9 protein-coding genes are annotated in these 13,866 nt (G+C 43.1%); 2 read left to right on the top strand and 7 right to left on the bottom strand.

Going from position 1 to position 13,866, the window contains the following annotated elements:
- Window position 1: 1 nt before the first annotated feature.
- The 4 genes from IM797_RS19220 to IM797_RS19205 form a co-directional block, all read right to left on the bottom strand.
- On the bottom strand, window positions 2–877 hold the full coding sequence (locus IM797_RS19220; protein WP_194128801.1) for a DUF58 domain-containing protein: 876 nt from the start codon (window positions 875–877) through the stop codon (window positions 2–4).
- 2 nt (window positions 878–879) lie between these two features.
- A complete protein-coding gene (locus IM797_RS19215) occupies window positions 880–1,908 on the bottom strand; it encodes a MoxR family ATPase (RefSeq protein ID WP_194128800.1) in 1,029 nt (342 codons plus the stop codon).
- A 127-nt stretch (window positions 1,909–2,035) separates the two neighbouring features.
- Complete coding sequence (locus IM797_RS19210) at window positions 2,036–3,466, bottom strand: glycoside hydrolase family 28 protein (RefSeq protein WP_194128799.1); 1,431 nt, start codon at window positions 3,464–3,466, stop codon at window positions 2,036–2,038.
- A gap of 27 nt (window positions 3,467–3,493) precedes the next feature.
- Complete coding sequence (locus IM797_RS19205; RefSeq protein ID WP_194128798.1) at window positions 3,494–4,552, bottom strand: glycoside hydrolase family protein; 1,059 nt, start codon at window positions 4,550–4,552, stop codon at window positions 3,494–3,496.
- Window positions 4,553–4,830: 278 nt separating this feature from the next.
- On the opposite strand from IM797_RS19205, the gene IM797_RS19200 reads away from it, so the two are divergent.
- Entirely contained in the window at window positions 4,831–9,624 is a 4,794-nt protein-coding gene (locus tag IM797_RS19200) for a LamG-like jellyroll fold domain-containing protein (protein WP_194128797.1), read from the top strand.
- 30 nt (window positions 9,625–9,654) lie between these two features.
- On the opposite strand, the gene IM797_RS19195 is transcribed toward IM797_RS19200, so the two are convergent.
- Together IM797_RS19195 and IM797_RS19190 are read right to left on the bottom strand one after the other, a co-directional pair.
- Window positions 9,655–11,361, bottom strand: a complete 1,707-nt coding sequence (locus IM797_RS19195; protein ID WP_194128796.1) for a glycosyltransferase family 39 protein — start codon at window positions 11,359–11,361, stop codon at window positions 9,655–9,657.
- Between the two features lie 9 nt (window positions 11,362–11,370).
- Window positions 11,371–11,781 carry a GtrA family protein gene (locus tag IM797_RS19190; RefSeq protein WP_194128795.1) on the bottom strand — a complete coding sequence of 137 codons (411 nt, stop codon included), beginning with the start codon at window positions 11,779–11,781 and terminating at the stop codon, window positions 11,371–11,373.
- Window positions 11,782–11,860: 79 nt separating this feature from the next.
- Here IM797_RS19190 and IM797_RS19185 point away from each other — a divergent pair, with 79 nt between their 5' ends.
- Complete coding sequence (locus tag IM797_RS19185) at window positions 11,861–13,171, top strand: sensor histidine kinase KdpD (RefSeq protein WP_194128794.1); 1,311 nt, start codon at window positions 11,861–11,863, stop codon at window positions 13,169–13,171.
- Here IM797_RS19185 and IM797_RS19180 read toward each other — a convergent pair.
- The gene (locus IM797_RS19180) at window positions 13,168–13,857 is read right to left on the bottom strand and encodes an MCP four helix bundle domain-containing protein (RefSeq protein ID WP_194128793.1); all 690 of its coding nucleotides are present in this window, start codon (window positions 13,855–13,857) and stop codon (window positions 13,168–13,170) included. The two genes, IM797_RS19185 and IM797_RS19180, sit on opposite strands and share 4 nt — an antisense overlap.
- Window positions 13,858–13,866: the final 9 nt, after the last annotated feature.

Genomic DNA, 13,866 nt, shown 5'->3' with positions numbered 1-13,866 from the left:
GCTATCTTCTGGCTTCTCTTTTTTTAAACAATGTCATCAAGGGTTTAACATACGATTGATGCGTCCCAATCCGGGTAAAATCCACACCAGATCTTTTAAAAAGGTCCGTTAACCTACCGTTACGCTCCAATGCAGCAACTTTAAAAGCATGGCGAACTTGCGGATCACCTGTATTTACCCATTCCAGTTCTCCGGTTTCCTGATCCTGCATCGGTACAATTCCTAAATCCGGAAATTCCTCTTCATGAACGTCAAATAAACGCAATGCGATCAGATCATGCTTTCTGTTGGCAATTTTGAGCTCATTTTCAAAAGTACTGCTCATAAAATCTGAGATCAGAAATGCCGTGCAGCGTTTCTTAATCGCACTGGTAAAATACCGTAAAGCTTCGGCAATATTGGTTCCGGTATGTGCCGGTTTAAAATTAATTAGCTCCCGGATAATCATCAGAATGTGACTGCGTCCTTTTTTTGGTGGGATGAACTTCTCTACCTGGTCGCTAAAAAACAACACCCCTACTTTATCGTTATTCTGAATCGCCGAAAAAGCAAGTACAGCACAAAGCTCAGTCGCCAGTTCCTGCTTTTGCTGCAACTGCGTACCAAAATTCTTCGAGCCGCTAACATCAACCAACAACATCACCGTCATTTCACGCTCCTCGTCAAACACTTTGACATACGGATGGTTAAAACGTGCAGTTACGTTCCAGTCAATGGTACGTATTTCATCTCCCATTTGATATTCCCGAACCTCGCTAAAGGCCATACCACGACCCTTAAAGGCCGATTGGTACTCTCCTGAAAAGATCTGATTGCTCAACCCACGGGTCTTAATTTCAATCTTTCTTACTTTTTTTAAGAGATCTTTAGTATCCATAACTAAGGAACTTCTATCGCGTTTAAGATCCCGGTGATGATGGTTTCAGTTGTAATATCTTCTGCCTCCGCTTCGTAAGTCAAGCCAATCCGATGTCTCAGTACGTCATGGCAAACGGCACGCACGTCTTCAGGAATAACGTAACCCCTCCGCTTAATGAAAGCATAGGCCTTGGAAGCTAAGGCCAGATTGATACTCGCCCTCGGTGAAGCACCAAAGCTGATCAGGTTTTTATAATCAGCCAGTTTATATTGATCAGGGAAACGGGTAGCGAAAACAATGTCAATGATGTATTGCTCAATCTTCTCATCCATATATACTTCTTTCACCACTTTTCTGGCCCTCAAAATATCATCCGGATGCAAAATGGTGTTCGGCTTAGGCATACCCTGCGGCGCTATATTTGCCCGCATAATTTTTTTCTCATCCTCTTTTTTAGGATAACCGATCACTACTTTCAACATGAAACGGTCTACCTGGGCTTCCGGAAGCGGGTAAGTTCCCTCTTGTTCTATCGGATTTTGCGTTGCCAAAACCAAAAATGGTTTAGGAAGATCAAAGGTGTTGTCGCCAATGGTTACCTGACGCTCCTGCATCGCTTCCAATAACGCACTCTGTACTTTTGCAGGCGCACGGTTAATCTCATCAGCCAGGATAAAGTTAGAAAACAATGGTCCTTTCCGAACGATGAATTCCTCTTTCTTCTGGTTATAAATCATGGTTCCCAATAAATCGGCAGGTAACAGGTCAGGTGTAAACTGAATCCTGCTGAAACCTGCATCAATCGTCTTAGAAAGCGTATTGATGGCCAGTGTTTTTGCCAAACCGGGTACACCTTCCAGCAAAATGTGCCCATCAGCCAATAAGCCGATCATCAAACGCTCTACCATGTATCGCTGCCCAACAATCACCTTATCCATCTCCATAAACAAGAGATCAATAAATGTACTTTCCTGTTGTATTTTCTCGTTCAACGCACGGATATCAACGCCATACGATGATTGTTCAGTCATGTGATTTACTTCTTCCATTTAAAATCAAATTTTAATAGTTGCGAAAATTAGACAAAGCATCTTTTTTTCACAACTACAAGGGCGTAATATAATGTTAAAATATGTTAAATGTCAATTTTAGCTGAAGGTTCACCAACCGGAATAATTATTTTAAGCTATCTGGAACAGATAAAATCTGTCCGTTTACTTTTACGTTTTCGAACACCAACCCCTTGACATAATCTACATTCAGGGCTGTTTTTACACCTTTGATGTCACAATTGATCATCCTTAGGTTTGCTACCGGAGATTCTTTATAAGCATTGACCATCAAGGCATATTTACCACCCTTTTCAACAGTAACGTTCTCTACCCAGATGTTACGTATGGTTGGGATGAAATTACCAGCTTTTTCGTAAAACATATTGCATTTAACCAAAGCCTCACCATAGGTACCCACTTTAATGTCTTTCATAAATACATTTTCTGTCGTACCACCCCTGCTTGAGCTTGTTTTAATACGCAATACGCGATCCAGGTCTTTACTATCCATCGTACAGTTGATGGCGTAAATGTTCCTTGCACCACCAGATATTTCGCTGCCGATCACAACACCACCATGCCCGTCCCGCATTTCACAGTTTTCAATGATGTGGTTCTCTGCCGGACGGCCAATTCTGCGTCCGTCTTCATCACGACCAGATTTAATGGCAATGCAATCATCACCCGTATCAAAATAACAATTGCTAATCAATACATTTCTACAGGATTCCGGATCACAGCCATCATTATTTGGGCCATGGGTAATCACTTTCACACGGTCAACCGTTACATTCTCACAAAGTACAGGATTGATATTCCACATCGGAGAATTGATCATCTTGATACCAGAGATCAACACATTTTTACAGTTATAAGGTTGCACAAAATTTGGTCTGAGGAAGTACCCCGGCCCGAATATCCTGGTTTTAGGGTCTGTTTTCTGATGATTCAAAGTATGTAGGGAATCTCTTGCAGGATTTTGACGGCCCAAGCCTTCCTTCCAGCCAAATTTCTTAGCCCCGCACCAGTACCACCAATTGTCGTAATCAGAATTTCCATCCAGAATGCCATTACCGGTAATGGCAATATTCTCCTGCCCGTAAGCATAAATAAATGGAGAATAGTTCATGCATTCCATTCCTTCCCAACGGGTAAATACCATCGGCAAATAATCGTTTGCATCCTGACTAAACAAAATTTTAGCACTGTCTACCAAATGCAGGTTCACATTGCTTTTCAAATGAATCGCACCAGTTAAAAAAGTACCCAGTGGTACAACAACCCTGCCGCCGCCTTGTTGGTTACACGTCTCAATTGCCTTTTTAAAAGCAGCTGTATTTTTAGTTTTACCATCTCCTACCGCCCCAAAATCTGTAATCAGAAAATCTTTGTCTGCAAACTTTGGCGCTTTAATCTTTGTCCTCAATATTTCCATTTCCCGCAACGGCTGTGCCGATGAGGTCCAGGCCATTCCCTTCTTCTTTATTGCACAACTGCTCAATAGCATCATCCCAAAAATTACCGCCATACCGGCAGCTTGAATCGTTCGTTTCATACGTGTATATTTAAAAAGTATCGGTTATTAATCTATCTTAAAAATGAAGGAAGAAGCCGTCATGTATTTCCCACCCTGTGCGGTTCCAAATAAATACGCAGGCTTATCTTTAATAAATAACAATTGTGGGCGTTCCAACCGTCCATAACGTTTTAACCAGGCCGGAGCAGGTGGCTCGGTAACATAAGCAGATAATTTCTGGTAAGCAATTTTAGGCTCCCTCCATGTAATGCCATCTTTCGAAGTGATGTACAAACCTACATCATGATTAAACACACCCATATCACGGGCAAGCATTTTAAACTCCCGGTCTGCATACCACACAAAGGCATCCTCAAATTGCTTGTTACCACCTTTGGTAGAATAATCGATAACCGGGTTCGCTGAATATCTTTTATAAGGTCCTTCCAGGCGATCTGCAATCGCCAATCCGTATTTTCGGTTTCCACGAATTAAAGGATCCGGAGAATTGTAATAATCGTTGCTATTCCAGGACTTATAATACAACCAGTATTGCCCATTGGGATGTTTCAAAAATGCAGGATTGGTCGTACAATGGTCATCCCACGCACCTGCAGGGCCAGCTTCCAGTAAAGGATGCTCAGGCCGTGTCCAGGGGCCATCCAATGAATCGGCCGTGGCCAGACCAATCCGTTTGGTATCGGTTTTACCATTTGAATTGCCCATATAAAAAAGACAGTATTTACCATCTACAAATTTAATGTGCGGATTATGACAGGTAGTTGCATCCCAATGGCCCGGACCTCGCGGCGCCAGGACAGTCTCCAGAAAAACAAAAGGTTGCTCCGGACTTTCAGCCACTGCATGTGCAATTTCCGAACAATTGATCCAGCCACCCATTCCTTTCGCAGCAGGCCAGCGCGAAAAAAACACATGAATCTTACCATCAGGTGCTTGAATCGGACTGTTGCACCAAACATACCAGCCCTCCATTTCCAGTGCCCGCCCTACCGGACTTAGCTTATGTGCAAATTCATCGGCACTTAAATCTCCGAATGCTGCCCCTGCAATTTGAGGTATGGCAAATAGAAAAGGCATCTGGCTTATAAATACTCTCCTGTTCATATCTGGTTGTCAAAAATGAATGACTATGCGATCTTAAGCATGATTTTTCAAATCGGCAACCTATAGCATCCTGCCATTTGCAGCGCTTAAGGTCAGGATTTGCCCACAGACTTCTTTAAGGCCTTTAACAAGAATATTTATCAGTAAATCAATCTGTAACAATCCAATTACAAAATATAAACAGCAGGTTGCCACAGGTTGCCGGAATTAATTTCAACTGATAAGTTAGAGTTAACCAATATAATCTAAAACCTAACGAACTAATCTCCAATCATCAGATGAGAAAATCTTTCACCCTATTGTATGGAATTGCAATTTCCATCCTCTTATCCCTCTGCAGTCAACCTGGTTCCGCTCAAACTCCCGCTTTTCCTGATGCGGGTGGTTTTGGACGCTTTGCAACCGGCGCCCGCGGAGTCAGCAATCCAATGGTCTATATCGTAACCAACCTGAACGACAGCGGCACAGGCTCCTTTAGGGATGCAGTCAGCCAACCCGGCCGTTTTGTAGTCTTCGCCGTTGGCGGAATCATTAACCTCAAATCGGTAGTCGCTGTCGCTAAAAACACCACCATCGCAGCACAAACTGCACCAGGTGACGGGATCGTATTGTTTAACAAAACCGTATCCTTTTCCAATTCCTCCAATACCATAGCGCGCTATTTGCGGATTCGATTGGGGGCGACGGACAATGCAGGTAAGGATGCTTCAGGCATAGCCAGCGGAGCCAATATCATCCTCGACCACCTATCGGTAACCTGGGGCATGGATGAGGTATTTTCTATCAACTGGGACAATAAAGGTCCTATGCCAGACAACATCACCATCCAGAATTCCATCATCGGACAGGGCTTACACCGCCAGAACCACTCAGCAGGAGGTTTGATCCAGACCCCGGATGGCGGTCGCGTGAGTCTGCTCAAAAACCTGTACATCAGCAACAAAACCAGGAATCCGAAAGTTAAAGGCGTTAATGAATTTGTAAACAATGTCGTTTACAATTGGGGAAATGGCAATCGATTGGGAGATGAGATGAACTATGGCTGGACAGGTGACGCTTATATCATGGGCGGAGATTCCCAGGGTGTTTCCGAAGTCAATATCATCAACAATTATTTTGTGGGTGGCCCCAATACCCCACCCGGTAAAACCACGCCCTTTTCCAGGGGATCAGGTAATTTCTATCTGTACGGAGCTGGCAATTATTTCGACAACAACCAAAACGGACAACTTGACGGCACCTTGGTTCCGGCAAATATTACGGGTTATCCAGGCATCACAGATGATGGATTTAAGACCCAGCCCTTTGCTTATCCTACAGCAGCCCCACAGTATGCTGCTGCAGTGGCTTACCAGCAGGTCATCGATCAGGCAGGAGCCACTTATCCAAGAAGAGACCAGGTAGATCAGCTGATGATTGATGAGGTAAAATCCCGTGGTACGGCAGGTCTGTATGTATATCGTGAAACAGACCTGCCACTTAGCAATGGCGGATTGGGGAATGTCTTCAGCGCACAGGCCCCGGCTGACACCGATCAGGATGGGATACCAGATGCCTGGGAAGACGCCAACGGATTGAACAAAAACAACCCTGCAGATGCCTTGCTCATGAATACAGACAATCCGGGTTATCTGAACATTGAAGTTTACATCAATGGCCTGGCCAGCACAGCCGCTCCCGACTTCATCAGGCCACCCTCCAATGTAAGCTTAACGGCAACTTCTACAGAAAGTCCTGTTCCTGCAAGCATGGTCACCATCAAATGGCTTGACAACTCCGAAAACGAACAAAATTTCGTATTGGAACGCTCCACAAACAACATCAATTATAGTCTCATAGCTACTGTGAATGCAAATGTGATCAGCTATACAGACCAGCAAAACCTGGTTCCAAATACAACCTATTACTACCGCATTAAAGCAACTCATACTACAGATCAGTCGGCCTACAGTGCCGTAGCTTCTATAAAAACTCCACCCATACCCACTGCTCCGGCCATTCCGGCAATCGCTTATCCAGCTATAGGATTTCAATACGCAGAATTAATCAATTCTGCTGTAACCTTAAAATGGACCGGCAGCAGCAATACCAGTAATTTCGCAGTTTATTTCGGAACTGATCCGCAAGCCCTGGTTAAAAAAGCAGATGTCGCCTACAGTACAGCGCCTTCCCTTTTAATAAATGGACTTACAGAAGGCAGCACGTATTACTGGCGTATTGATGCTTCAAATGCCAAAGGCCTGTCGCCGGGCGAAACCTGGTCCTTCAGGACCAGTAAAACCATTCCCAAAGGAATCATCGGCTACTGGAGTTTCGACGATACAGAAGGCATACAGGTTAGCGATTCTACAAGTTATGAAAACCATGGTGTTCTAGGTCTTGACGACGACAATGCCAACATCAGAACCACAGGTAAAAAGAAAAATGCGCTCGATTTTTCTACAGCGGATGTTTCTTCTTACGTGGTCAGCATACCTCATGAAGATCAGCTCTACCTGGATAAAAACTCCTTCACCTTATCATTCTGGATGAAGGCCAATCCAACGATGCTGCCACAGGACAATAACTCCAGTGCTTACCTGTTGTGTAAGGGTTCAATTACCAAAAATGCAGCTACTCAGGCTACCGGAAAGCGATTTGATATTGAATTTAAAAACAAACAGTTCCGTTTTGCCATAGACGATGATAATGATGCCAATGGCGGTGGGAAAGATGAACTTCAGGCTGCCGCCACCAGCTTTTTTAACAATGAATGGGTATACGTTACTGTGATCCGGGACGTAGAAAACAAAAAGCTGAAAATCTACCAAAATGGAATACTGTTCAAGGAATCGGACATTACCAAAGCCAATGCCGGTATCGGAGAAAGCAGCGCCTTGATCATCGGAAATATTGGAGCATATGAATTTCTGTCTACCACAAACCAATCGGCACCTTATCGCGGGATGCTGGACGAGCTTAAAATGTTCAATTACGCTTTATCGGATACGGAAATCATGACCGAGTTCTATACCGATCCGCATCCCATGCAAGCCTACAACCCCAGTCCCGCCACAACAACAACAGCCGCACAGTCAGACCAGGTGACACTGGGCTGGACGGCCGGATTGAAAACCACCTCATTTGAGGTATATCTGGGCAGCACAGCTGAGCAAATGACTTTAAAAGGATCAACCACAGTTGATAAGCCATTTTTCACTGTGGAAAACCTAAGCATCAACAGCCCTTATTTCTGGCGTGTCGATGCCATCGGTCCGGGTGGCAAAACCAGCGGAAGTGTATGGAACTTTCGCACAGCCAAATTCAAAAAAGGATTAACCGGACACTGGATGCTCGATGAAAAAACCGGCCAGCTTGCCGCTGACAGCAGTCGGTATGCAAATCATGGAAGCTTACAGAATTTCACCACCTACCAATGGTCTGATGATGCCAGATTCAAAGGCAGCCTGCTATTCAGCAATCCTTTAGCCAATGGAGCAGTCAGCATTCCCGACGCCGGGCAAATCCAGTTCGACCAGGGTTCTTTCAGCATCTCCATGTGGGTTAAAATTGCGGCAACAACCTCGCCAGATTGCTACCTCCTGCAAAAAGGCACTTTCGAAGCCACCACAGGAAAATGGTACGGACTACAATTAAAAAGCAACCTGCTCACCTTCGCCATCGATGATGGGATCAACAAAAGCAATTTAGACATTACCATCAATAAAGCGCCTTACAACATTTTAGCCCAAGGATGGAAACACCTGGTTGCAGTGAGAGATGCCAATAGTAATTTATTAAAAATCTATATCGACGGCATACTTGCAGGCAGCAAAACTTCAGCAACAACAACGGGAACTATCGGACAGGCCAAAGCCCTTTTGCTCGGTAATTCTACGGAAAATAAGCCTTATAAAGAGGCCATGGATGATGTTCGAATTTACAATTATTCCCTATCTGCAGAAGAAATTACCAACCTGTTCAATGGCGAAAAGCTGGTCAAACAAGTTCAGAACGTGAGTCCCCTGAATCAAAGCATAAACCTGAGCCCCCAGCAGACAGATTTCAGCTGGACCGGAGGTGCAGAACGCTATGCGTTTTACGTCGGAACCCATGCGGACAGCCTGATGCTTCAGCAAAATGACATCCAGACCAAATACTTCAGCTTGCAAAATCTAAAGCCCCTCAGCACCTATTACTGGCGCGTAGATGCACTCAACGACGGAGAAACAGCGAAAGGCACGGTTTGGAATTTTCAAACGGCCTACGTAAATCAGGCACCAACACTAAATGAAATCCCGACACAAACGTTATGTCAGGCAGCCGAAACAAAAACCATTTCACTCAGCGGCATTACAGCAGGACCTGAAAGCAGTCAAAGCCTCTCTATTGAAGCCATTGCTGCAACAGGACAGTTCGATTTGCTCACTGCAGAATTAAATGCAAATGGAACCGCACTTGTCAAATACCGCTTAAAACCTGAAGTCAGTGGAATGGTCGAGTTCAATGTGATCTTAACCGATAACGGGGGAACAGAATTTGGAGGAATCAATAAAATCAGTAAAAAGGTAATACTCCAGGTTGCAGCCCTGCCAAATTTGCAGATTGCCAGCAACAAACCCTTAAATATTGGTCTGGGTCAATCCATTACTTTAACCGCAAGTGGTGGCAGCAATTACACCTGGCAAAGGCCTTTCTTATACTTTGGAAATCTCAACACCTCGTCCATAACAGTGTATCCACTGGTGAATACAACTTATAAAGTATCCAGTACAAATTCAAATGGCTGTGCTACAGAAAAAGAGGTTAAGGTAACAGTAAGCTCTTTAATCAGACCCCGCAACATTTTAACACCGAATGGAGATGGCAACAATGACCTGTTTGTCATTGAGAACATTGAGTTGTATCCAAACAATGAAGTCAAAATCGCAGATCGCCTCGGCAAACTTGTTTACAGTAAAAAAGGTTATACCAACGATTGGAATGGTTACTACAATGGTAAGCCATTACCAGAAGGCACTTACTACTATACCATCCGGTACGGTTACGACATTCCAATGATCGGCTTCATCACCATCATCAGAGAAAGATAATTTATCCAATTAGATAGGCGCTACAGGCGCCTATCTAATTTCTACCCCAACCATATTGCTATTCCGGCTTCCTTTAAAAGGTTCCGTCCTGACAGAAATTACAAGTTTATATTTACCAGGATTGGCGGGAGCCGTTATCTTAGCTTTTAGCAATACGGACTGACCCGGTTTAACTGCTACCCCTTCTAAATCCGCATCCACAGGTTTAAATTCATCCAGATCCGGCCCCAACTTAAAGCTATACTCCAGAAAACACTTCCATTTTTCGTTTTTATTTCCCAAATGGACCGCATCTGCGTAAGGATTTGTGATCCTCAATTCCAATTCGCGCTGCTCCCCGCTTTTCCAGTCTGCAGGAACAGCAACCGGGTTTATACTTAGCTTTTGGTACATGCGTACCTGATCAATCCAAATTCCGTAATAAGGACCTTTACTGGTCAAAATCGTATCTACCTGGCCTGCGCCATCCATCACGTGCTGCTGTACAAAATAAGCTTTATGATTTCTGATGCCATCCTCTAATGGCCAGATGTCATATTGGTTTTTACGGTAATACCTGGAATCATATCCAAAACCAAGGGTGCTCCGGGTATAATAATTGTAACGTGAGGGCACCTGGAAAGAGTCTACAAAGATCACAGGTGCATCACCTGCTTTCTGCTGGATATCCTCCGCCCAGGTTTTATTTCCAAAATAATAGTCTACCACTTTGATTTTCATCAAAGCAGGTATCGGAACAATCAGGATCAACCTGACCAGAATGACCAATCCAATATTCACCATAGCCAATCCATTAAACCATTTTGGCACCCGGGACTTCGACATGCTGATATAAGCCAGTATAAACAGGCACAGCATGGCTGGTAAGGTCCAATGCGCTTCTACCCTTCCTTTCAAAGTGCTCAGCAGGAAAAACAGAAAAATACCGTAAAAATTAAACTTAACCGCAGCGATAAAGGGATCCGAATGCTTAACCAGGACAGCAGAACGATACAGGTACCAACCCACTAGCGGACCGGCTAAAGCCAACTGGGCCAAAATATACGCTGTTGTAAAGCTTGATTTATAATAGGCAGACGAGCGGTCTATCACATGATAATAGAAAGAAGGATAATTGTTTTGAACCTGCCACCAGATGTGCGGTATAAACGCCACCATAGAAATGACCACAACCAACCAGAAGCTCCATCTTTTTAACAACTTCCAGTTCGAAAGAATGGTAAAGAACAATACCAAAATACCGTGGTACTTGCTATAGAGCATACAGGCAATAACCACGGCCAGTAAAAACGCCCATTTCAATTTATCTTCCACTACATACCGCTGGTACACATAAAAAAAGAGTACCATAAAAAAGAACAGGGGCGCATCAGGAGAAGTAATAAAACCATAAACATGGAAAAGAACAATCGAACCAAACAGCAAAATAAACAGCTTGATGTCCTTGCCATATGGACTCACCATTTTCCACAGCAGGTAGGCTGATGCTGTACTGGTGATGACTGTCAGCAACCTTAAGCCCAATGTGGATTGTAAAAGACCATCTCCGATCCTGATGAACAAGGCCACCATAGGTGGATGATCAAAATAACCCCAGTCTAAAAACCGGGAATATACCCAGTAATAAGCTTCGTCTGCATGTACTTCTACAAAACTGGCCTGTACAATATTGATCAGCGTCCAGATTCCTAAAAAAATAAATAAAATCTGTTCAGGACTCCGCTTGGTATTTATCATAAAAATTTGTTATCCGGTAAAAGTATAAAGGTAATTGGCAAAGAAATTCCAAAGCGAAACAATCACAATGGCGCAGGCTTTGGCAAAGTAAAAATTCCATCTCAACTTATCGTGCAACAGATAAATCAACGCATTACTCAATGCAAGTCCAACCAGGGAAACCATGAAGAATTTCCCAAATTGAATAATTAAACCAGGATTATGACTACTAAACGTCCAGTAACGGTTTAACATATAATTTGTCCCCGTTGCCACCACAAAGCCTGAAGAATTCGCTATATATTTGTGGATTTTTAATTTTTCCTTACAGAAATAGGTGATGCTAAAATCAACAATCAGTCCCGAAAACCCAACCACACCGAACTTTAAAAACTTGAAAATGAAGGCTTTATTAAATTCAACTGTAGCTAGGGTACTCATAAAAATATGCTTTGGCACAAAAATAAGATAATAATGGATAACTCATTTGCTTTCTCTATTTTTGTTCCAAAACCATCGCTTGTTTCAAATATTTAAATACAAGATTTTTAATAAGTACGCTGCCGAGTTTAGGCATGCCTACAGCTATATCAATCTTAGGCAGGTAACCGTTCTTAGTACCGTACTCCTAACCATCACGCTTGGGGTTAGGCTGACTTCTATTTTCTATCGTGCGGAGCTGATGTCAATGCCTTTTCTGCCACAATATAATGTATTAAACTGGGTGCAAATCTCTGGTTCGCTGTTCTTTTTGTTTGCTGCCAGTTTAGCTTTAAAATCCCATTCCTGGAAAACTGCTGGCAGAAATGCACTGGTCCTGGCCTTTTGTTTGTTCTTACTGACTTCCTCTTTCACAGTCAGTTATTTATTTTCCCAGCAAAATCCAAAAAACACCTTAACCATATTTCTGACCGGTATCGTAGCGGTCAGTGTATTTTTCGCACTGGAGTTGACACAGATCATCATCATTTCGGCCTACATCATTGTACTTTTCGTGGCAGCCATGTTCATTCCCGAAATGAGTACCCAGCAAAAATTACTGAATGTCATCATGTCTGGCGTACTTGCTTTTTTTCTATATGCCTGCTCCCGATACGGTTATTATTTCAAGGCCGAGCAGTTTGTAAAGGTTAAACAACTGGAAGAAAAAAATGAAGAGGTAGTAGAACTCAATCAGCAAAAAGGAGAAATTCTTGGCTTTGTAGCACACGATTTGAGAAATCCCTTAAACAATATTGAAGCCCTCAGCCGGATATTGATAGAAGACGGTAAAGAAGATACCGAGCTACAGCTGATTTTAACCTCTGCCAGACAGGCAAAAAGTATCATCAACGATTTAATTGAAGTCATCCAGCATGATAAAACACCTTTCAGCATGCAGGAAACGGACCTCATTGCCCTCATTCAGGGAATATGTGCCAATTGGCAGGCCAATGTGAATGCCGAAAGAAAGATCAATTTCAAGGCCACAGAACAGCGGCTCAACACCCATGTCAACGACTCAAAATTTACGCGGGCCATAGACAACCTGATCGGAAATGCCATTAAATTTTCCAATGAAGATACACCGATTGAAGTCGCTTTGATCAAAAAAGAAACCACATACGAACTGAGTATAGCCGATCAGGGCATCGGAATCCCGGAACACCTCAGGGCGATGTTATTCGATCAGTTTTCAAAAGCAGGCAGGACCGGTTTAAATGGTGAAAAATCCATCGGTTTAGGTCTGCACATCTCTAAAACCATTATTGAACAACATGGTTGCGAACTCAGCCTAGAAACTGAAGAAAACAAAGGGACTATCTTTAGAATTAACGGAAAATTAAGCTAGTTCAGGTTAAATTTCTCGTTTTTGATCTTCACTACGTTCGAAGTAAATATAATGCCTACAATCAAGATCCCAATCACAATGGCCAATACCATTTGCAGGGAGGAATAAAGTTTATTGCCCGAAACCATAAATTCAGTATCCTTGATCAGTTCCTGACCTACCATGCGCTGGATCCGCATCAATTCTGACAATTGCTGGATAATTTCACTGGATGCATTGCGGCCAAAAACCTCGTGTGCAATCCTGGCCCGCTCCAGGCCTTCATGCTCCATGGTGGTTAAGGTTTTCTCCTCAAACATTCTATTTCCCCATAATATCTTCTTCAGGTTAGCCATTTGCTCTTTCTCCTGCTTAACCAGGTAAGTTTTTTCATAACCGGAAATCAATGAATCTATAGAGCCGTTGATTTTATTTAACCCGGTTTTCAACTTTTTCCCATTAAAAACATCATGCACTGCAGGATACAACGCATTGTCCAGCAGCAGGCGTTTCTGATCTACATATTCTGCGATATAAAACAAATCCGTTGCCGGGATCAAACGGTCATTGTACAAAGACACAAAAGAATTGTTCATATTCTTCACACTTTTATCTTCCAAAAACCGGATCAAAATGGTACAGCCCATAATACAAAATAACAGGATGGCAATTTTGGTTTTCTGTTTGATGCTATATCCAAATTTCATTTTATCATT

The organism is Pedobacter sp. MC2016-24, from assembly GCF_015223055.1.
GTDB lineage: Bacteria > Bacteroidota > Bacteroidia > Sphingobacteriales > Sphingobacteriaceae > Pedobacter.
Note: the sequence above shows the minus strand (reverse complement) of the source record. Positions and strands in the feature narration are given on the sequence as shown.

Excerpts from the sequence above, each read along its gene's own strand:
- IM797_RS19220 (WP_194128801.1), bottom strand. The coding sequence starts at position 877 with ATGGATACTAAAGATCTCTTAAAAAAAGTAAGAAAGATTGAAATTAAG.
- IM797_RS19195 (WP_194128796.1), bottom strand. The coding sequence starts at position 11,361 with ATGATAAATACCAAGCGGAGTCCTGAACAGATTTTATTTATTTTTTTA.
- IM797_RS19190 (WP_194128795.1), bottom strand. The coding sequence starts at position 11,781 with ATGAGTACCCTAGCTACAGTTGAATTTAATAAAGCCTTCATTTTCAAG.
- IM797_RS19215 (WP_194128800.1), bottom strand. The coding sequence starts at position 1,908 with ATGGAAGAAGTAAATCACATGACTGAACAATCATCGTATGGCGTTGAT.
- IM797_RS19180 (WP_194128793.1), bottom strand. The coding sequence starts at position 13,857 with ATGAAATTTGGATATAGCATCAAACAGAAAACCAAAATTGCCATCCTG.
- IM797_RS19205 (WP_194128798.1), bottom strand. The coding sequence starts at position 4,552 with ATGAACAGGAGAGTATTTATAAGCCAGATGCCTTTTCTATTTGCCATA.
- IM797_RS19200 (WP_194128797.1), top strand. The coding sequence starts at position 4,831 with ATGAGAAAATCTTTCACCCTATTGTATGGAATTGCAATTTCCATCCTC.
- IM797_RS19210 (WP_194128799.1), bottom strand. The coding sequence starts at position 3,466 with ATGAAACGAACGATTCAAGCTGCCGGTATGGCGGTAATTTTTGGGATG.